The sequence below is a fragment of the Pseudomonas sp. TREG-RG-20F-10-E-6-01 genome, from assembly GCF_022662455.1.
In the GTDB taxonomy this organism is placed as follows: Bacteria; Pseudomonadota; Gammaproteobacteria; order Pseudomonadales; family Pseudomonadaceae; genus Aquipseudomonas.
In genome coordinates this window covers 35,216-54,597 of sequence record NZ_JAKNQP010000001.1, presented here as the reverse complement: position 1 = coordinate 54,597, position 19,382 = coordinate 35,216, and the positions used below count along the sequence as shown (strand labels likewise).

The window sequence follows — 19,382 nt, the reverse complement described above, 5'->3', positions numbered from 1 at the left end:
GTTCGGTACCCTCTTTAGTTACGGCCGTCTATCAGTTACGGCCGTCGGGCAGGATCAGATCGCGCAGGCCGTCGCCGACCAGGTTGATGCCCAGCACCAGAATCATCAGGGCGACGCCGGGAATGGCGATGACCCACGGGGAAAAGAACATGTAGGGTTTGCCTTCAGCGATCATCAAACCCCAGGACGGCGTCGGCGGCTGCACGCCGACCCCGAGGAACGACAGTGCCGACTCCAGCAGGATCGCGTGGGCCATTTCCAGCGTCGCGACGACGATCAGTGCACCGACCAGATTGGGCAGAATTTCACTGACCAGAATGCGCAGGGTCGAGCAGCCAAGCGCCTGGGCCGACGCCACATATTCAGCATCGCGAATCTGTTGCACAGAAGCCCTGACCACCACCGCGAAGCGATCCCATAACAGGCAGCCGAGCAGCACGATGACCACTTTCAGTGAGCCACCCATCAGCGAGGCCGAGGCCAGTGCGACCATCACGACCGGCATCGCCAGCCGGGTGGTGATCAGGTAGCTGATAAACGCATCGACCTTGCCGCCGTAGTAACCCGCCAACAGCCCCATGACGGTGCCGATAAAGCCGGAAATCAGCGCCGCCGCAATCCCGATGAACAGCGAAATACGTGCGCCGTAGAGCAGTCGTGACAGGTAATCACGGCCCAGCTTGTCGGTGCCAAGGACGTATTCCCAGGTGCCGTGGGCCATCCATACCGGCGGTTTCATGCGCAGCATCACGTCTTGCGCGTAAGGGTCGTAAGGGGCCAGCCACGGCGCGAACAGTGCGCCAGCGAAGATGATCAGCAACAACACCGCGCCGATGGCGAAACCACGATGACGAAAGCTCTTGCCAAGTACTCGGCTCAGGCTGCTCGGTGGTGGCAGGTAGTCATTGATCGTGAGGGTAGTGGGGGTGCTCATGTAAGCCTCCTAGCGCACGCGAATGCGCGGGTCGAGCAGTGCGTTGAGCACATCGGCCAGCAAGGTGAGGATGATGTAGATCACCGCAATCAGCAGGACCACGGCCTGCACCACCGGGAAGTCGTCACGGGCGATGGCGTCCCAGGCGAGTTGCCCGATGCCTTGCAGGGAAAACACGGTTTCGATCACCACCGAACCGCCGAGCATGAAGCCGAACTCCACCGCCGCCAGCGCGACTACCGGAATCAAGGCGTTGCGCAGTGCGTGCTTGAACAACACGCGGGCAGGGCGCAGGCCCTTGGCGCGGGCGGTGCGGATGTAATCGGAACTGAGCACATCAAGCATGCCGGCGCGGGTCAGCCGCATGATTGCCGGAGTCGCGTAGTAGCCCAGGGCAATGGCCGGCATGACGAAGTGCAGCAGGGTCGAGTTGCCGGACACCGGCAGCCACTTGAGCGTCACCGCGAACACCACGATCAACATCAGCGCAAACCAGAAACTTGGCATTGCCTGACCCAGCACCGCAATGCTCAAGGCCAGTCGGTCAACCCAGGTGTCGCGTTTGACCGCGGCCAGCACGCCCAGGGGAATTGCCACCAGCAAGGCGATGCCCAACGCCATGGCGCCCAACCCGAGGGTAATCGGCAAGCGGCTGGCGACGAGGTTGTAGACCGACTCCTGAAAGAAAAATGAATTGCCCAGGTCCAGCCGTAGCAAATCGCCCAGCCAGTTGAAGTACTGGGTCGGTAGCGGTTTGTTCAAACCGTACTGCACGCGGATCTGTTCGATCTGTTCGCTAGTGGCTTCCGGTCCGCCAATGGCAGTGGCCAGGTCGCCGGACAGATGCAAAAGAGAAAAGCTGATCACCGACACGGTAATGGCAACGCAAATAGCGATGCCCAGACGGCGCAGAAGGAATCCAAGCATGGCGAGTTTTCTCATATCTATTGGGTGACATGTGTGAGGACGTGTCTGTGGCAGGGACGAGTCCAGGCGCTACGGCACCTTTGGATCAGTCCGCCAGCTTGCGCATTACTTCCACGTGGACTCGACGAAACGCGGCAGCTCATCCGGGTACGGGGTGAACGCGAGTTCGGAGGTGTAGGCGTAGTTCATCGAGTAGTTGAACAGCGGCGCCCAATAGGCCTGTTCGCTGATGCGCTGCAACGCCTTGCGGTAGTTGTCCTTGCGCACTTGCGGGTCGAGGGCATTGTCGGCGGTCTGCAACCAGCCCTGGACTTGTGGGTCCTTGATGTTGTCGTCCGGGTTGCCCTTGAACCAGGTACCGGCCGACGCCGAGGTGTCGAGGATCGAGAACGAGCCCCAGGCCTGAAACGACATGGGTACCTTGCCACCACGTTGCTGATCGCGCAGGGCGGCGTACTTCAAGTAGCGCAGCTTGGCGTTGATGCCCACGGCGCGCAGGTTGCCGATGATGGCTTCGACGTAATCACGGTCGCGATAAGCGAAGATTTCTGTCTCGAAGCCATTTGGGTAACCGGCTTCGGCGAGCAGCGCCTTGGCCTTGGCCGGGTCATAGTTGTAGACCGTGGCTGCGGTAGTATCGCAGCCGAACTGGCCTGGATAACAGGCAACCTGCAGGGGTTTGGCTTCGCCACCCACCAATTGCGTGGCCAGCGCATTGCGGTTGATCGCATGGTTGATGGCCTGACGCACCTTGAGGTTCTTCATCGGCGAGTTTTCAGTGGAGGTGCCCCGAGCATCGAGAATCAGGAAGCCGATGCGCATGGTTTCGCCGCTGGTCACGGTCAGGTTCGGCATGCCTTTGAGGTCGACTGCCTGATCCGGGGTGACACGCCAGGTCCAGTCGACACCATCGGTCATCAGCTCGGCCAGGCGGGTTTCCGCATCCGGGATCACCCGGAACTTGAGGTGGCTGATATGTGGCTGGCCTTGTGGGCTGTCCGGGAAGTAGTCCTTGTTGATCTCCATGGTCACGCCTTCGCCGGCCACCACCGACACGGCTTTATACGGCCCGGTGCCAATGGGCTTGCGACTGAATTCGGCCAGGCCGACCTTCTCGAAATACTGCTTGGGAAACATCGGAACGGCGTTGGACAGGTATTCCAGTGCGGGAGGGAAAGGCTTCTTCAAATGCAGGCGAACGCTGTAGTCACCGGTTTTTTCGGCGCTCTTGATCCAGTCTACGTTTTGCACGGTAACGACTTTCGCTTCGGGCGACACCACGTAGTTGAGGGTGAACACCACGTCGTCGGCGGTGAACGCGTCGCCGTTGTGAAATTTGACGCCTTTGCGCAGCTCAAAGTCGATGGTGGTGTCGTCGACCTGTTTCCAGCTGGTGGCCAGCATGGGTTTGTATTCGCCGCTTTTGGGATCGCGGTAGATCAGGTTGTCCCAGATCAGCCGGCCGAGAATCACACCTTCGCGTAAATCGTTGTGATAGGGACTGATGTTTTCAGGCTCGCTGTCGGAAGCGTAAACCAAGGTGTCGTTGGCTTTACCGGCATGAGCCGGAAAACTGATGATGATGCCCATCAGCGCGATACTGCAGGCGAAACCTTTGATGCCCATGCCGTCGTCTCCGTTGGCGAGTGTGGTTGAATCAAAGGGCAGCGGGTCGCAAATGCGTAAGGAGGATGAAAGCTCAGGCAAGGTTTTTTTGGTCTGGACACGAATGTAGGGAAAGGCTATCAATGCCACAAGAATAATATTTCGATACTTCCTTTGCCGAAAAGGCAACCCTTGGAGGCGCCGATGCAACTGTATGGCGTGCAGTCCACAGCACTGCGCTATTTTCTCGAAGTCGCGCGATGCGGGTCGATCAGCGAAGCCTCATTGCGGCTGAATGTAGCGGCATCAGCGGTGAGCCGACAAATTTCCAAGCTTGAGGTGGCTCTGGATGCCAGCCTGTTTGAGCGTCGTGCCCGGGGCATGGTGCTCAGCGAGGCGGGGGCGCGATTGGCGGCATATGCGCGCAAGTCGCAGCTTGAGGCCGAGCAGGTGGTGCTGGAAATTACCGAGCTGCATGGCTTGCGGCGGGGCCATGTGCATGTTGCTTGTTCGGAAGGATTTGCACTGGAATACATGCCCAGGAGCATCAGCGCGTTCAGGCGTGAGTATCAGGGCATTCATTTCACATTGGAGGTCTGTGCGCCTGCGCAAGCGACTGAGAAAGTTCGTTCCGGCGAAGCCGATCTGGCGATGACCTTCAGCCTGACGCCGCAAAAGGAAATCAAGGTTGAACATGTCCTGAGCGGGGCGATTTTCGCCGTGGTCTCCAATTCTCATCCCTTGGCCGGGCGTGAAGCGGTCACCCTTGCCGAGTTGCAACCCTGGCCCATTGCGTTACCCAAGGCTGACACCACCATACGGCAGCTGTTTGACATCTGTTGCGGCGTACAGGGGTTGTTGTTCGACCCGGTGTTGACCACCAATTACGTTGCCGCGCTCTACAGCTTCGTCCGCGAAGAAGGCGTTATCAGCCTGGCCAGCGAAATGACCTTGCACAAGCAGGTGGCGGACAAGGCGCTGCAATGCGTGCCGATCCTTGATGAAGGCATGCAGGCACGCCGCATCGAACTGCAGAGCATGGCTGGGCGCAATTTGCCGGCAGCGGTTTCAGCGTTCAGGGATTTTTTGATTGCTGAGCTGGTGAAAGCCAAACGTCGCTGAACACCATCAGTAGGGCGTTGCCGCCGAGTTCAAGGGCAACGCGATTGATGGGTTGGCCGACCGTGGCGATGCGTCCGGTGTTACGTCCCTCATCCGTAGATGACCTGCGCACAGGTCAGTCCAGAAGTTCTGCTCTGTGCGCCAGTGCGGTCATGAGTTGTGAAAGATTGTCGGCAAGGGTGAGGATCTGCTGGCCTTGCACTTCATCCTGTTCGCTGTCGCGTTGCGAGGTCGGGCGCACGCAACTGATGCTACCCACGACTTTGCCGTCGCCATCGAATATGGGCGCCGCCAGGCCGAAGACGTCAGCATCCACTTCGCTGATGCTCAGTACATATCCCTGGCGGCGCAGGCGCTGCAGCGAGCGTCGGAATTGCTCCCACGTCTTACCCAGGTTGCTGGATTCGACATCACTCGGGTTTTCCAGAAATATCCGGCTTTGGTGTCGCGAGCCCATATTGGCCAGAATGACTTTGGAAGTGGCGCCCATGAACAACGGTCTTGGCGAGCCTCGTGAATAGCTCACCTGATTGGACAGATTGCCGGTTTGATGGACGCAGACCACTTGATCCTTGAACGATCGGCACACCAGCCATGCTTGCTCGGCGCCCCACTTTGGAAAGCTGGGCTCGAGTGCATGTGCGGCACGAACCAGCGGATCACTGACGCGCAGTTGGCGATCCCAAGTGATGATTCTCGCGCCCAGAGCGTAGCGCCCGGCCTCTACCTGAAACAGCAAATTGGCCTCGGCCAGTTCACGTACGTAACGGTAGGCGGTGGAGCGTGTGAACCCCAGCGCATTTCCCATTCCATCGACCGTCCAGATTGGATGGCGCTCGGTAAACAGGTCCAGGATTCGCAACATCCGCTCCAGGCTGGAGCCTTTGCTGTCAGCCAGGTGCTCGGTGTTGTCTTCGCAATCAAACGGTTTTTGCATGTCAGCGCTCGTCTACATTACTGGTGCGCAGGATACCAATTCGCTCGATTTCGATTTTGACGATATCACTCGGCTTCATCCAGGCCGGGGCGGCCGGCCGGAATGAACTGGAGGGGAGCACTTTGCCAGGGCTGGCAATAACCGGCAGAAAGCCGATTTCACTCAACCCCTGGCGGGCAGGTCTTTGAGCGCATCAGCGCCCGTTCGCTTTGTGAGCGTGTTGGTTGTCGCTTGCTTGCGGGGTCCAGTCGCAGCAAGGTAATCGCCGTCAGCGCGATGGCGCCCGGGATCAACGCTGCGATGAGGATCTCTGTCAAAACCCAGCCGGCCGCCAGCATCAAGCCTCCGCAAACAGGCCCTGTAATGGAACCCACGCGCCCGACGCCTAATGCCCAGCCGATACCTGTGGAGCGTATTTCCTGTGGGTACAACTCGGCGGCTAAAGCGTTAAGACCGGCCTGCGCGCCCTGTACCAGAATGCCCAGCGCCAGCATCGCGGGGAAAAGCGAATAAAGCGAAACCGGCAATTGGCTGAGCGCCAGCACGACCGCCAGGTAGCCCATGAACTCGAGGGTCAGCACATTGACCGAGCCCCAACGGTTCATCAGCCAGCCTTGTATAACTGAGCCGATCACACCTCCCAGGCTGAACAGAATAATCGCGCGGATCCCCATGCTTAGCGGTGCATGGGCTGCCACCAGCAGTGTCGGGATCCAGCTCATGATGAAGTACAAAATCAGCAGGTTCATGGCGTACGGCAGCCAGAGTAACAGTGTGCGACGCCACATGCCGGCGGTGAAAAGACGGCTCAGGGAAGTAGAGGAGGTTGCCTGTTGACGCGGACGGCCAAGGCTGGCGGGCAGTTCAGCGAGATCGGGTGCGAGCCGCTTGATGATAGCGCTCAGGGCAGGGCGACTGCCGGGCTTGCGACTGAGGAACTCAACCGACTCCGGAAGCCGCCGTGCCACGACGCCGGCGACCAGCAAGGGCAGCGCGCCACCAATCAGGAAAAGGTTTTCCCATCCCCAGGTGGCGAGGAGTTGGTCGACCGTCAAACCTGCCAGCATCGCGCCCAGTGGCATGCCACAGAACAGCAGTGTGACGGCACTGCGCGCATAACGCCGTGGGCTGTATTCAGAGATCAGCGCCACCAGGTTGGGGATCGCGCCGCCAAGACCTATACCGGTCAGGAAGCGCACGACCAGCAATTGCGGAACGCTGTTAACAAAAGCGGTCAGTAACGCGAATGTGCCGAACAACAGGATCGACAACACCAGAATCTTCTTGCGCCCCAGGCGGTCCGCCATAGGGGCAAGTAGCAGGGCGCCGAGCATCAAACCCAATAAACCTGCCGCGAACACCGGGGCCAGGGCTTGGGGCGTCACGTTCAAGGTCGAAGCCATGGCCGTCACCAGGAATCCGACGATCTGGGTATCGAACCCGTCAAGCACTGCAACCAGTACGCAGAGGGCGAGCAGCTCCCACTGCAAGCGACTGACAGGCCGGGCGTCCACTACGTCGCAGAGGATATTGCTGGGGGTAGGTGTGTGCATGAACGTACCTCTTATTGTTTTTATTGTCTGGGGCAGGCAGGTGTCCTCGACTACGGCCAAATCTAGTACTAAGCAAAAATCCTGTAAAGACAAAATATTGCAAAATCCCAAATTGCAGGAAATATGTAGTTTTTTCATTTGATGGCTCGACCGCGGGAGCCGTTCTTGGCGTGATCTGCCGCGTCTGGCTATTGCCCGAAGAGGGAGCGTTGTGGGCGCTGGCCCTGGTTATCGCGCTCTATAGATGCGAGCCCGGCTCAGGCCCGCCAAACGCAAAAGCCACTGCGTGTCCCATACAAAATCTTCACTCGTTTTTGAGGCGTGTTGAGCAGCACGGAAACTGGCGGGTCAAGCACTGCGACCTTAATGTCCCGCTTGACCCGCGCTGCAAGCCCGTCGATGGATTTTCGGACATCGATGGGCTTGGGCAGGGCTAGTCTTTTTCGACTTGTGTGTGGGGAGCCCTCATGACGAAGAATCAATTTTGAATATTTTGTAGACGACGACAAAGAACACCGACACAAAGAAAATCGCCAGTAATGTTCCCGAGAGCATGCCGCCAATCACCGCGATTCCCTGTGCGTGTTGTGCGCCGGCCTGCCCAACATATGCTCCGTTTGCGGACTGATGTCGAACCGTCGACAAAGCTCTCGTTTATTGCTGCCGGTTGCCGTGCCAAGGCAATAAACGCTTCTTTCAGGCTCATGGTATTTCTCGTGTCCAGGGCATGATGGCTTTCCGGCGAAGTTGGCTCGCCAAAAGTGTCCACCATGTCCCCGCACACCCGTCAACCATGTGTCCGGTCCGTACAGGCTTTTCCAAAGTGACCCGCCGTAAGGGCCGAATCCATACCCGCCATCACCCAAAAACGGATATGTACTCGCCCCCCCATACCTCACAAATTACGACGATGCCGATAGTCGCTCACAGCCTCATACACCGCCTTACGCAACCGATTAATCCCCCCAATCGGTCGGTGCGCCTCCAGCCCAAACCACGGATTAAACGACTGGTTATCACAAGCGAGATTCAACGCCGGTGTATCAAAATCCTGCGCCTCAACCCGCACGGTCGCCACGGTCTCATACGGCGCATCGCTCTCCTTCCATTCAATGCTGGTGTCTTCAATCGGCATGAATTTCTGTGGATTCTGCCGCTGAACCTGCAACACAAAACACGCCGGCACACGGTCGGTCGACAGCTGCTGGCTCAAGGCACTGCGCAGAAAGTTCGGCAGGTCCTGGTTCTGCTTGGGCAACACATACTCAGGGCAACTGAGCGTGTCAGGCGCTACGCGAAACTTGGCATTGGCTGCGCCGAACTTGTAGGGCGACACCGAAAAGTAAGTCGTCTGCGTCGGGCTGGCCGGGGCAGGCGACAGCGTGGCCAGCGCGATAAACAAATGGCGCACCTGCCAGCTGCGCGGGTCTGCCTTGGGAAAGAACGCCAGGACCTTCTTGCCGTCGGCCTGGGCGCCGATGTTTTGCGCGTACTCCGCCACATCGCTGACAAAGAAATTCGGATGGCTGAACATCACGAAATCCTGTTCGGTACGCGCTTGCTGATCCGCCATCAACTGTTTGCCCGGAACATCCAGCAACTTGATCGCCATGCCCCGCGCATCGCGGATGCTGTCGAATTGCGGATAAGCATTGCCATTGGACAGACGCATCAGTGCCTGCCAGGTTTTGCCCGGCTCGGCGAACACCCCTTGGCGCAATGCCGGGTCAAGATCCGCCACTACGCTGACTTGCGCCTTCACGCAGCCGTGAGCCTTGGCATGCGCATCGCGCAAGTAGCGCGTGCCTTCGCGGTGCTGATCGACGATGCGCACGGCCGTCTGAATGATGCCCTGGGTCATGGCCGCTTCACCGGGCGGGATCTGCTCGTCCGGCGACACCGGGCCGCTGTGCTGCCAGGCAAACCAGGCGGCAGCGATCAGCCAGCCCAGCAGCCCCAGGCCCACCAGCCATAACAGGGTTTTACCCAGAAACGCGCCGAGGCGCAGCCACAGACGCGCGAGCATCGAAGATTCCTTGTAGTCAGATCGGATATTCATGGCAACTGTTGCTCCAGCGGGCCGCCCAGTACTTTGAGGTATTCCAGCAGCGCCCAGCGTTCCTGCGGTTGCAGGCCGCGGCCGATCACGCCATTGCCACGTTGGCCGGCGCGAAACTCGTGGCCGCTGTTGTGATTGCCGGTGACTTTGGTATCGAACAGGAAGCCATTCTTGAACGCCTGCGTTTCAAAGCCCAGGTGGCGCGGGTCGTAGGCGAACGTGCCTTTATAGAAAGTGGTGCTGCGCTCGTCCTGAGGCGAGAGCAATTGGTAGATCGTCGGCACCGAGCCGTTATGCAGGAAGGGCGGCGTGGCCCACACGCCGGCCAGTGGCCGCGCTTTGTAGGCACGCACCTCGCGCACACCGATAGGCAGGCCGAAACCGTCCAGGCCTGGCCGCTCGGCCGGGGTCACGCCGGCGGCGCGGTAGGCGTGGTCTTCGACAAAGGCGGTGACGTAGGCCAGGCCTTGCGCCACCGACATATTGTGCAGGTCCAGCGGCGCGGTCGGCGTGGGTTGCAGTTCGACGTTGAGCCTGGCCAGTTCCGCCGGGTCCCATTGCAGCGCGCTGAGGTCGTAGCGTTGGTCGGCGATGTTGCTGGCGGTGCCGGGGTCGGTGCCGATGTATTCAACGGGGAGCATTTTCAACTGCTGCACCGGGCGGCCATTGACCTGGCTGACGGCGGGCACATGGCAACCGGCGCAGTTCTCGGCGAACAACGCGCGGCCCTGGGCGGCGAGGGGTTTGTCGATGGCGCCGAACAGGTCTTCCGGCCAGGTGGGCGGCTTGAGGCGTTGCAGGGTTTCTTCGATCAGGTTGAGGTCACGCACGCGCACGCTGGAAGGGTAGCGCGCTTCGCCTTGAAGGGGCTGACCGGCGCTGTCGAAGAAGTCCAGTGTCGCACCGACGCCGAGGGCTTCGCCGATGTTGCGCGCCATGGGTTGCTGGGCCGAACCGTTCCATTGCACCCAGTCGAAGGTCCAGATATCCCACAGGTGCGGGTAGTCCACCGGAGCATTGGCCACGCGGTAATTGTCCGGCGAGATAGCGTCGCCAAAGCTGGCATTGGCGATGCGGCCAAACGCGTCGGTACGGCCCGGGCCTTCTTCGGTGGGGTAGAGGCCGCGGTGGGTGTCATTCCAGGCGACTTTGAGGAACTGGTTGAGCGACCGTTTGAAGTCCTGACGCAGCTGGCCATGTTCGGCGTCGTATCGATCCCCCAGCACCTGGCGGGCAAAGCGCTCGAATTTCCACGGGTTGTAATAGGTGGCGGCCAGGCTGGCCACCAGTGCCTGGCCGAAGCTGCCGCCGCGCAAGGTGGGCACGCTGGAGGGCAGCACGTGCTGGGCCGAGCCGCCATCAATGCGCAGAGCCTGGCCTTTGAAGTGCAGCTCGCCGGTGTGGCAGGCGGCGCAGGTGATATCCAGGTATTCAACCTTGCTGCCGGCATTCTGATGGCGGGCAAAACCGACTGGCAGATTGCCGGGGTTCTGCGCGGTGGGGACCTGCTTGGGGTCGACCAGAAAACCAAAGCGCGCCAGGTACTCGGGCGTGGCAAAACGCTGTTCGGAGAACGGCAGTTCCAGGGCGGTGAACCAGTCGTAGTGCAGGCCTTTCACTTGAGTGCCCTGAGGCGTGAAGTAGTAGGTCTGGCGATCGGCGGCACTCCATTGATCCTGGTAGCGCACCTGCTGCACGGGCACGTAGTCGGGCAGCTTGGGGTTGATGGTGTAATAGAGCACGACGGCCAGCAGCAGGCCGAGGGCGAGCAATATCAGAAGCAGAACACGGGAAAAAATGCGCAAGATAACTATCCTTGTCGAGTTGTCGCGTTGTTATGCCACTACGCCATAGGTGCGGCAAGTGGCCATGAGCCTGGTTGCAGGCAGTCCCGCGATCCGTCGCGGGCCTCCATCATGAATGAAAATGCTTTTAAACACGTGAACTTATCGGAAGTTTCCTGCTCACATGCCGGTAGCCATTGGTCGTGGCCGCCTGATAAGCTCGCGACTTTACTCGAATGCCCTTTTGGCGCACGAACAAGGAAATAGCATGAAACAGCATCGGTTGGCGGCGGCGGTGGCCCTGGTTAGCCTGGTACTTGCGGGTTGTGATTCGCAGACCAGCGTAGAGCTGAAAACCCCGGCGCAGAAAGCTTCCTACGGTATCGGCCTGAACATGGGCAAAAGTCTTGCCCAGGAAGGCATGGATGACCTGGACTCCAAAGCGGTAGCCCAAGGCATCGAAGATGCCGTCGGCAAGAAAGAACAGAAGCTGAAAGACGACGAACTGGTTGAAGCGTTTGCCGCACTGCAGAAGCGTGCAGAAGAACGTATGACCAAAATGAGCGAAGAGTCGGCAGCCGCCGGCAAGAAATTCCTCGAGGAAAACGCCAAGAAAGACGGCGTAGTGACCACTGCTTCCGGTCTGCAGTACAAGATCGTGAAGAAGGCCGACGGCGCTCAGCCTAAGCCGACCGACGTGGTGACTGTTCACTACACCGGCAAGCTCACCAACGGCACGACCTTTGACAGCTCCGTTGATCGCGGTAGCCCGATTGACCTGCCGGTCAGCGGCGTGATCCCGGGTTGGGTCGAAGGCCTGCAACTGATGCACGTTGGCGAGAAGGTCGAGTTGTACATCCCGTCTGACCTGGCCTACGGCGCTCAGAGCCCGAGCCCGGCGATTCCAGCCAACTCCGTGCTGGTATTCGACCTGGAACTGCTGGGCATCAAGGACCCAGCCAAGGCTGAAGCCCCTGACGCACCTGCTGCTCCAGCCGCCAAGAAGTAATCGGCGCCTGAACAGACAACGCCCCGTTTCGACGGGGCGTTGTCGTATCTGCGGCCCGGTAAATCCGCGTGATTCACACCCGACGTAAATTCAAACGAACCCCTGCAAACTGAAACAGTCTTATATAAGACTCGAGCACGGGTAGCCGCACATCAACGCCAAGTCAATGAAATCTTGGGTTTTTTTTATGTGCGCAAAAAACGCCCGATCTGACTGCAAGCCTTGTAGTCCGTGGCTTTCAGACGATAAAACAGGCTCTGTTCACAAGGTTATCCACAATTTGTGTGGATAACCTTTTATGTCGCCTGGAACTGGAGTGACAGATGAAACCACCGTTCAATTTCACCCGTTTTTTGCCCATGGCCGCGCGTCTGCTTGGCCGTGGGCGTTTGCCAACCTTGCTGTTTGCTGTCGCCGCAAAAGGCTCAAGCCAGGGCAATCGCCTGGGTAAGCTCAAGGATGATCTCAAATTGCTTCAGGCCCTGTGCCTGGCCTACTGGCGCGGCGAATACCGGGCAATCAGCCCCAAGGCGCTGATTTCGGTGGTGGCGGGCTTGATGTACTTCCTCAGCCCGATTGACGCGATCCCGGACTTTATCCCGGTATTTGGCATGCTCGATGACATCGCGGTGCTGGCATGGGTCATGAAGACCCTGGACGGCGAACTGAGCGCCTTTCGCGCCTGGCGTGACGCCCAGCGCCCGGAAAAGCTTGCGGTGGTTGAGCGCCTGCCTGCGACGCCTGCGCTGCTGGCTGAGGAAAACCCGCAAAAAAACTGATCACACGGCTATCCCCCTGCGACCTTTGTGGCTGTTAGGATTACACTCCTAAGGAAAGAGCTTACTTAGTGAGTGTTGTTATCCTACGGGGCAGTCATGGATATTCAGATAATTTCACGCAATGGCGAACCCGAGTACGCGGTGTTGCCATGGGACCAGTACCAGGCGCTACTAAAAGCCGCCGGTCAGCAACAACCAGCACTCCCTCCTTCTTCTGACGCTCAGGTCGTTCCCGATCAGGCTTTGCGCCCGCTCGCGGACCTGCGCGGCCTGCGTGAAACCCGGGGGCTGGCCATCGAAACCCTGGCCCGCACCGTGGGTATCAGCCCTTCGTATCTCGGATTGATTGAAAGTGGTGAACGCCAGCCGGATGCCGCCATTCGCCGCAGCCTGGCCTGGGAATTGGGCGTTGCAGGTTGGAGGGATGAATCTTGAGCCTACGTATCAGCCGTCAACACTGGGATGGACTACTCAACGAACTGGATCAGGCGCGCCGCCAGCGTCACCTGCTGACCTACCGCGCGCTGCTGGAGCGTCTGCAATTTCCCACGCCGGCCATGCAGACCCTGGCCGCCGCCCTTGAGCACCTGGCCGCGCTGGACGCCAAGGCCGAGCAGCCATTGCGCAGCTCACTGGTGATCAGCCAGGGTGCCAGCCGCCTGCCGCGTACCGGTTTCTTCGAATGCGTGGAGCGCCTGGGGCGTTTCAGCGGGCCGTCCGATGGCGTGGCCGCCGCCTCCTGGCACGCCTCGGAAGTGGTGCGCGTGTTCGAATACGATTACCCGGAATCTGCCGAGGCTTAAAGCGCCTGGGCCAGCATGTCCATGCTGTCGATCACATGAATGCTGTAGCCCGCCACATCCTTGGCGTGGTGCTTGGCCTGCGAGGCCAGCTCCGCCAACTGGCTGGCATCGAGTTGCCCACAGGCCTGTGGATATAAGTGAACCACGCCGATCGACAGCGACAGCAAGGCGAATTCCTGACGCGCGCCCTGGCGGTTCAATGCCACAAAGCAGCCGGCGTCGAGGTGTTCAGCGCGGTAGAAGCGTCGGCACTGGGTGTGAAAATCATCCAGCAACTGGTTGAGACGCTTGCGCCAATCCTGTGGGCCCAGCACCAGCAAAAAATCATCGCCGCCGATATGCCCGACAAAGTCGCGGCTGGGGTCAACCCGGTCGTTGAGGCATTGCGCCAGGCACAGCAAGACCTCATCCCCGCGCCCGTAGCCGTAGATATCGTTGAACGGCTTGAAGCTGTCGATATCCACGTAGCAGATCACTGACTCTCGTTGTTGCTGCAACAGCCGCGTCAGGCATTGCTGGATCGGCACGTTGCCCGGCAGCAGCGTCAGCGGGTTGGCGTAACGCGCCTGCTGGATCTTCAGCTCGGTGATCAGCTTGAGCACATCGATCACCCGCCCCAGGCCCAGGTAGTCGCCATTGAGCGTGATGATGAAATCTTCTTCAATCCGTTGCCGTGCGCGGCTGGTCAGCAGGCGGCTGACTTGCTGCAGCGATTGGCTCAATTCAACCGCCAAAAAGTCATCGCTCATCAAACGGCTGATGGGCTTGCGCGCGAACAGGTCGGTGGCGAAGGGCTTGAGCAGGGCGTCCGATAACGAATGCCGGTGCACGATGCCGACCGGGTGGCCACGCCCGTCCAGCACCGCCAGCGAATTGAGATTGGCCTGACGGCGGAACGACTCCAGCACCTGGGCGGTGGCCGTGTCCTGATCCACCGCCGGTTGCTCGTTCAGCAGGGCACTGAGGTCGCTGCCTTCTTCGCTTAGGGCGAGGTTGGCGTTGTCCTGCTTGGGCAGCATCAGGCGTGCTTCCTGGGGCGGCTGTTCCTGCGGGCGGCAGAGCAGGTAGCCCTGGACCAGGTCCACGCCCATCTCGGTCAACACCGCCAATTCTTCGGGTAACTCAATACCTTCGGCAATGACCTGTGCCCGCGACGCCCTGGCGATTTGCAGGATGGAGCCGACGAACTCACGCTTGAGCGCGTCCTGATGGATGCCGTCGATAAAATGCCGGTCAATCTTCACGTAGTCCGGGCGCAGCTCCGACCACAACCGCAGGCTGGAATAGCCGGCGCCCAGGTCATCCAGGGCGATGGCGAAGCCCATGTCGCGGTAATGGTGCAGCGCGGTTTGCAGCAGATCGAAGTCGTCGGTGGGGGTCTGCTCGGTGAGTTCGATCACCACTTGGCTAGGAGGAATGCCAACGTCGCGCAGCAGTTGCAAGGTGCGCCCCGGTTGATGCGCGGTCTCCATCAAGGATTCCGGCGAGATATTCAGGAACAGCTTGCCTGGCAGTTTCTGTTCGCTGAACCGTCGACACGCGCTTTCGCGGCAGGCCATTTCCAGTTCACTGAGGCGCCCGATATGCCTGGCCACGGAAAACAGCGCGACCGGGGAGTGCAAGGGGCTATTGGAGGGGCCACGGCTGAGGGCTTCGTAGCCGAGGATGCGCCGTTCGGACAGGCAAATGATCGGTTGGAACAGGCTGTGCAAACTGCCTTGAGCCAGGATAGAGCCCAATGCATTCAGCTGTTCGGTCATGGTCATGGCGATCTCGATCGAAAAAAAAGGACCGCGGGCTTGGCGCCTGCGGTCCTTCATTTCACGACAGAATGATGTCTATATGATGACACTCCGAGGAGCGTTCACATTAAACTGCCATCATTTACTGCTTGGCCACCTGCTTGCTGATCTTCAGGTAGTCGAGCAGGATCCGGCCTGTTTCAGACAGGTAGGCGTCATCTTCCGGCTTGGTTTTTTCCGGCTCGGTCGGCAGCGCATCTTCATCTTCTTTCTTCAGTTCCTTGAGCGGGTCTTCGCCTTTGGCCTTGCGGCGGGCGTTTTCCAGTACCAGTTGCTGATTTTCGATGCTGGTGTGCTGCGCACGGCGATCGGCTTCGTTGAGGCTGACGGTTTTCTCTTCCATCAGCTTCTTGGCCAGGGCCAGTTTGTCGCGGATGAACACAAACTCGGCATCCTTGGCGGAGCGCGCGTCATGGTCAGCCTTCAACTGCGTCAGGAACGGTTTGAACGGGTCCGACGCTGGCTTGATCGCAGGGCGGATGGTGTCCCACGGCATGGCTTCAGGCAGTGCGCTCTCGCCGATTTCCTTGGTGTCGATGATTGACGGGAAGTCGACATCCGGCAGCACGCCCTGATGCTGGGTGCTCTGCCCGGAAACCCGGTAGAACTTGGCCAGGGTCAGTTTCAGTTCGCCATGGTTGAGCGGCTGAATGGTCTGCACGGTGCCTTTACCGAAGGTCTGGCCGCCGATGATCAGCGCACGGTGGTAGTCCTGCATCGCGCCGGCGAAAATCTCCGAGGCCGAAGCCGAGAGACGGTTGACCAGCAGCGCCATCGGCCCTTTGTAGAAGGCACCCGGGTTCTCGTCTTCAAGCACGTCGACGCGGCCGTCAGCGTTGCGTACCAACACGGTCGGGCCTTTGTCGATAAACAGGCTGGTCAGCTCGGTGGCTTCCTGCAGGGAACCGCCGCCGTTGTTGCGCAGATCGATCACTACGCCGTCGACTTTGTCCTTCTGCAGCTCGGTCAGGATTTTCTTCACGTCGCGGGTGGTGGACTTGTAGTCCGGATCACCGGCACGGAACGCTTTGAAGTCCAGGTAGAAGGCCGGGATCACAATCACGCCGAGCTTGTAATCCTTGCCATCCTGCTTGAGGTTCAGGATCTGCTTCTGCACGGCCTGGTCTTCAAGCTTCACCGCTTCACGGGTGATGGACACGATCTTGCTGGTCTGGTCGTTCGGTGCATTGGTGTGCGGAATCACTTCCAGGCGCACCACGCTGCCTTTCGGCCCGCGGATCAGCTTGACCACTTCGTCCAGACGCCAGCCGACCACGTCGACCATCTCTTTGTCGGCCTGGGCCACGCCGATGATCTTGTCGGCCGGAGCAACCTGCTTGGTCTTGTCTGCCGGACCTGCCGGCACCAGACGCACGATTTTGACCTGGTCATTGTCGCTTTGCAGGACGGCACCGATGCCCTCCAGCGACAGACTCATGTTGATATCAAAGTTTTCCGCGTTATCTGGCGACAGATAATTGGTGTGCGGGTCGTAGGACATCGCGAAGGTGTTGATGTAGGCCTGGAAGATATCTTCGGCACGGGTCTGGTCCAGACGTGCCAGCTGATTCTTGTAGCGCTTGGTCAACAGCTCTTGAATGGCCTTGGGCTCTTTGCCGGCGATCTTCAAGCGCAGCACTTCGTCCTTGACGCGTTTGCGCCACAGGTCGTCAAGGGCGGCGCTGCTGGTCAGCCAAGGCGCGTCCTTGCGATCCACCAGAAGGGTTTCCTTCTGGGTGAAGTCGAGCTTGTCGACGCCTTTGTCCAGCTCAGCCAGGGCGAAGTCCAGACGCGCTTTGACACGGTCCAGGTAACGCTTGTAGATGGTGAAGCCGGGCTGCAGGTCGCCGCTTTTGAGGAAGTCGTCGAACTGGGTCTTCCACTTGTCGAACTCAGCGATATCGCTGGCCAGGAAGTAGCTGCGCGACGGATCCAGCAGCTTGAGGTAGCTGTCGTAGATGATCACCGAGCGGGCGTCGTCCAGCGGCGGCTTGCTGTAGTGATGACGCTTGAGCAACTCGACGACGTTAAGGCTTGCAATCACCTCATCGCGATCAGGCTGAAGGTTGTCCCAGCTGTTGGCTGCGAACGTATTGGTCGACATCGACGCGAAGCCGAGACCAATGAAAAAAGCGAGGGCGGTGCTGGGGAACAGATGCTTCATGCTGATTCGACGCGGGGGCAATTGATAACGCATATTAGGCCGTCTTTGAGGGAGCCGGTTCCATATGATCCGGTCGCATAATGCAAAAAGCCCGGCGCTACAGCTACGGGCTCAGTCCAGACTCACTATGGAGGCACTGTGAAAGCATTGCAAGGCGTTGAAGGTCATGTGGAGTGGCTGACAGAACCCAGCCCTACCTGCGATGTAGGCCAAGTTCGCATTCGTGTGGCGGCTGCGGGCCTTAATCGCGCCGATTTATTACAGCGCGCCGGGCTCTATCCGCCGCCGCCTGGTGCCAGCCACGTGCTGGGTCTTGAGTGCTCCGGGGTCATCCGTGAGGTCGGGCCGGGGTCGTCCTGGCAGGTCGGTGACCGCGTCTGCGCATTGCTCGCCGGGGGCGGCATGGCCGAAGAAGTGGTGGTGGATGCGCGCCACGTCCTGCCGGTGCCGGAAGGCTTGTCGCTGACCGAAGCGGCGGCATTGCCTGAGGTGTACAGCACCGCGTGGCTGAATCTGTTCCAGCTGGCGGGCCTCAAGCCCGGCGAAAAAGTCTTGCTGCATGCCGGCGCCAGTGGCGTGGGCTCGGCGGCGATCCAGCTGTGCAAAGCGTTTGGAAGCCCGTGCTGGGTCAGCGTCGGCTCGGCGCAGCGCCTGGCGTACTGCGAAGCACTCGGTGCCCAGGGCGGCGTGGTGCGTACTGACGGCATTGAAGGGCTAAGCGATTTCGGGCCGTTCGATGTGATCCTCGACCCGGTGGGTGGCAACTACGCCGCGCTGGACCTCAAGCTGCTGGCCCTGGACGGCCGTTGGGTATTGATCGGCTTGATGGGCGGGCGCGATGCGCAGCTCGACCTGGCGCAGGTGCTGGGCAAGCGCATTCAGTTGCTCGGCTCGACTCTGCGCAGCCGCAGCGATCAGTTCAAGGCAGACCTGTTCAGTGACTTGAGCCAGCATGTATGGCCGCTGTTTGCCGAGGGACGCCTGAGCCCGCAACTGGCCAAGACCTTCCCGATCAAGGATGCCGAGGCGGCGTTTGCTGAGTTGGCGAGCAATCAGATTTCGGGGAAATTGGTGTTGGTGATTGACGAGACGTTGGCCTGATCTCAAGTTGAAATGCAGTGAGTGTGGGAGCTGGCTTGCCTGCGATAGCGGTGCCTCAGTGAAGAATGTTTCATCTGGTACACCGCTATCGCAGGCAAGCCAGCTCCCACCGTTGATTGCATTTCAATTAAATAGAGTCACACCCAGTGATGAATCGGCCAACCGGCCTTTTCTGCATGCTCACGCAACACCGGATCCGGATTCACCACCTGCGGGTGATCCACTTTCAGCAGCAACGGTAAATCATTGCGTGAATCCGAGTAGAAATACGCGCCGTCCAATGTCTCGCCTTCCTGCTCCAGCCATTCCAGCAACCGCGTGATCTTGCCTTCACGGTACGTCAGTACGCCCACGGTATGGCCGCTGTACACGCCATGGCTGACATCCAGGTCGATGCCGAGCACTTCATCAATACCGATACGTGCCGCAATGGGTTTGACCAAGTGAGTGCCCGACGCGGAAATCACCAGAATCCGGTCGCCATTCGCGCGGTGGCGGGCGATGGTCTTGGTGGCGTCGCTGTAGATCAGCGGCTCGATGACGTCCTCGACCCATGGCTCTACCAGGTGCTCGATCTCTTCCGGCGTGCGGCCGATCATTGGTTCCAGGCTGAAGTCCATGAAATCTTCCATGCGCAGCTTGCCAAGGCCGTAGGCGTCCATCAGTTCGTTGTTCTTGCGCATGAATGACTCAGGGTCGACCCAGCCCAGGCGGCCCATCTGCTCGCTCCACAGCGTGGCGCAGTCGCCGTGGATCAAGGTGTCGTCCAAATCAAAAATTACCAATGCCATCCGTCATGCTCT

Annotated in this window: 17 protein-coding genes; 6 read left to right on the top strand and 11 right to left on the bottom strand. The window is 59.6% G+C overall.

The window, feature by feature from the left end:
- Positions 1–31: 31 nt before the first annotated feature.
- From L8K08_RS00280 to L8K08_RS00270, 3 genes are all read right to left on the bottom strand, one after another.
- Positions 32–934 carry an ABC transporter permease gene (locus L8K08_RS00280; RefSeq protein ID WP_145166157.1) on the bottom strand — a complete coding sequence of 301 codons (903 nt, stop codon included), beginning with the start codon at positions 932–934 and terminating at the stop codon, positions 32–34.
- A 9-nt stretch (positions 935–943) separates the two neighbouring features.
- A complete protein-coding gene (locus L8K08_RS00275; RefSeq protein WP_024077467.1) occupies positions 944–1,861 on the bottom strand; it encodes an ABC transporter permease in 918 nt (305 codons plus the stop codon).
- A gap of 105 nt (positions 1,862–1,966) precedes the next feature.
- On the bottom strand, positions 1,967–3,487 hold the full coding sequence (locus tag L8K08_RS00270) for an ABC transporter substrate-binding protein (RefSeq protein WP_145166158.1): 1,521 nt from the start codon (positions 3,485–3,487) through the stop codon (positions 1,967–1,969).
- 183 nt (positions 3,488–3,670) lie between these two features.
- Here L8K08_RS00270 and L8K08_RS00265 point away from each other — a divergent pair, with 183 nt between their 5' ends.
- Positions 3,671–4,588 (top strand): LysR substrate-binding domain-containing protein, encoded by a 918-nt coding sequence (locus L8K08_RS00265; RefSeq protein ID WP_145166159.1) that lies wholly within the window; start codon positions 3,671–3,673, stop codon positions 4,586–4,588.
- Positions 4,589–4,703: 115 nt separating this feature from the next.
- Here the strand turns inward: L8K08_RS00265 and L8K08_RS00260 are convergent, their stop codons facing one another.
- The 5 genes from L8K08_RS00260 to L8K08_RS00240 form a co-directional block, all read right to left on the bottom strand.
- Positions 4,704–5,525 carry an IclR family transcriptional regulator C-terminal domain-containing protein gene (locus L8K08_RS00260; protein WP_242193620.1) on the bottom strand — a complete coding sequence of 274 codons (822 nt, stop codon included), beginning with the start codon at positions 5,523–5,525 and terminating at the stop codon, positions 4,704–4,706.
- 158 nt (positions 5,526–5,683) lie between these two features.
- Positions 5,684–7,216: an MFS transporter gene (locus L8K08_RS00255; RefSeq protein ID WP_242193617.1), complete on the bottom strand. Its 1,533-nt coding sequence runs from the start codon at positions 7,214–7,216 to the stop codon at positions 5,684–5,686.
- 119 nt (positions 7,217–7,335) lie between these two features.
- Entirely contained in the window at positions 7,336–7,560 is a 225-nt protein-coding gene (gene tnpB, locus L8K08_RS00250) for an IS66 family insertion sequence element accessory protein TnpB (protein ID WP_242195017.1), read from the bottom strand.
- Positions 7,561–7,973: 413 nt separating this feature from the next.
- Positions 7,974–9,137 carry a catalase family protein gene (locus tag L8K08_RS00245; RefSeq protein WP_242193614.1) on the bottom strand — a complete coding sequence of 388 codons (1,164 nt, stop codon included), beginning with the start codon at positions 9,135–9,137 and terminating at the stop codon, positions 7,974–7,976.
- Entirely contained in the window at positions 9,134–10,942 is a 1,809-nt protein-coding gene (locus L8K08_RS00240; RefSeq protein ID WP_242193613.1) for a di-heme-cytochrome C peroxidase, read from the bottom strand. The genes L8K08_RS00245 and L8K08_RS00240 overlap by 4 nt, the downstream gene beginning before the upstream one ends.
- A gap of 247 nt (positions 10,943–11,189) precedes the next feature.
- On the opposite strand from L8K08_RS00240, the gene L8K08_RS00235 reads away from it, so the two are divergent.
- The 4 genes from L8K08_RS00235 (at position 11,190) to L8K08_RS00220 (ending at position 13,512) form a co-directional block, all read left to right on the top strand.
- Complete coding sequence (locus tag L8K08_RS00235; protein WP_053255296.1) at positions 11,190–11,930, top strand: FKBP-type peptidyl-prolyl cis-trans isomerase; 741 nt, start codon at positions 11,190–11,192, stop codon at positions 11,928–11,930.
- 323 nt (positions 11,931–12,253) lie between these two features.
- The gene (locus L8K08_RS00230; RefSeq protein WP_058420139.1) at positions 12,254–12,709 is read left to right on the top strand and encodes a YkvA family protein; all 456 of its coding nucleotides are present in this window, start codon (positions 12,254–12,256) and stop codon (positions 12,707–12,709) included.
- 96 nt (positions 12,710–12,805) lie between these two features.
- The gene (locus L8K08_RS00225; RefSeq protein ID WP_242193611.1) at positions 12,806–13,144 is read left to right on the top strand and encodes a helix-turn-helix transcriptional regulator; all 339 of its coding nucleotides are present in this window, start codon (positions 12,806–12,808) and stop codon (positions 13,142–13,144) included.
- The gene (locus L8K08_RS00220) at positions 13,141–13,512 is read left to right on the top strand and encodes a hypothetical protein (protein ID WP_010565198.1); all 372 of its coding nucleotides are present in this window, start codon (positions 13,141–13,143) and stop codon (positions 13,510–13,512) included. The genes L8K08_RS00225 and L8K08_RS00220 overlap by 4 nt, the downstream gene beginning before the upstream one ends.
- Here L8K08_RS00220 and L8K08_RS00215 read toward each other — a convergent pair.
- Positions 13,509–15,278, bottom strand: coding sequence for a bifunctional diguanylate cyclase/phosphodiesterase (locus L8K08_RS00215; protein WP_242193609.1), 1,770 nt, complete (start codon positions 15,276–15,278; stop codon positions 13,509–13,511). The genes L8K08_RS00220 and L8K08_RS00215 overlap by 4 nt on opposite strands.
- 118 nt (positions 15,279–15,396) lie before the next feature.
- The gene (locus L8K08_RS00210; protein WP_242193608.1) at positions 15,397–17,478 is read right to left on the bottom strand and encodes a carboxy terminal-processing peptidase; all 2,082 of its coding nucleotides are present in this window, start codon (positions 17,476–17,478) and stop codon (positions 15,397–15,399) included.
- A gap of 138 nt (positions 17,479–17,616) precedes the next feature.
- Between L8K08_RS00210 and L8K08_RS00205 the strand changes: the two genes are divergently transcribed.
- Entirely contained in the window at positions 17,617–18,579 is a 963-nt protein-coding gene (locus L8K08_RS00205) for a zinc-binding dehydrogenase (RefSeq protein ID WP_242193606.1), read from the top strand.
- A gap of 137 nt (positions 18,580–18,716) precedes the next feature.
- Here L8K08_RS00205 and L8K08_RS00200 read toward each other — a convergent pair whose 3' ends face one another.
- Positions 18,717–19,370 (bottom strand): HAD family hydrolase, encoded by a 654-nt coding sequence (locus L8K08_RS00200; protein ID WP_242193604.1) that lies wholly within the window; start codon positions 19,368–19,370, stop codon positions 18,717–18,719.
- Positions 19,371–19,382 lie beyond the last annotated feature (12 nt).

Coding starts and splice junctions, on each gene's coding strand:
- L8K08_RS00280 (WP_145166157.1), bottom strand. CDS start 934: ATGAGCACCCCCACTACCCTCACGATCAATGACTACCTGCCACCACCG.
- L8K08_RS00275 (WP_024077467.1), bottom strand. CDS start 1,861: ATGCTTGGATTCCTTCTGCGCCGTCTGGGCATCGCTATTTGCGTTGCC.
- L8K08_RS00270 (WP_145166158.1), bottom strand. CDS start 3,487: ATGGGCATCAAAGGTTTCGCCTGCAGTATCGCGCTGATGGGCATCATC.
- L8K08_RS00265 (WP_145166159.1), top strand. CDS start 3,671: ATGCAACTGTATGGCGTGCAGTCCACAGCACTGCGCTATTTTCTCGAA.
- L8K08_RS00260 (WP_242193620.1), bottom strand. CDS start 5,525: ATGCAAAAACCGTTTGATTGCGAAGACAACACCGAGCACCTGGCTGAC.
- L8K08_RS00255 (WP_242193617.1), bottom strand. CDS start 7,216: ATGAAAAAACTACATATTTCCTGCAATTTGGGATTTTGCAATATTTTG.
- L8K08_RS00245 (WP_242193614.1), bottom strand. CDS start 9,137: ATGAATATCCGATCTGACTACAAGGAATCTTCGATGCTCGCGCGTCTG.
- L8K08_RS00235 (WP_053255296.1), top strand. CDS start 11,190: ATGAAACAGCATCGGTTGGCGGCGGCGGTGGCCCTGGTTAGCCTGGTA.
- L8K08_RS00230 (WP_058420139.1), top strand. CDS start 12,254: ATGAAACCACCGTTCAATTTCACCCGTTTTTTGCCCATGGCCGCGCGT.
- L8K08_RS00225 (WP_242193611.1), top strand. CDS start 12,806: ATGGATATTCAGATAATTTCACGCAATGGCGAACCCGAGTACGCGGTG.
- L8K08_RS00215 (WP_242193609.1), bottom strand. CDS start 15,278: ATGACCATGACCGAACAGCTGAATGCATTGGGCTCTATCCTGGCTCAA.
- L8K08_RS00210 (WP_242193608.1), bottom strand. CDS start 17,478: ATGAAGCATCTGTTCCCCAGCACCGCCCTCGCTTTTTTCATTGGTCTC.
- L8K08_RS00200 (WP_242193604.1), bottom strand. CDS start 19,370: ATGGCATTGGTAATTTTTGATTTGGACGACACCTTGATCCACGGCGAC.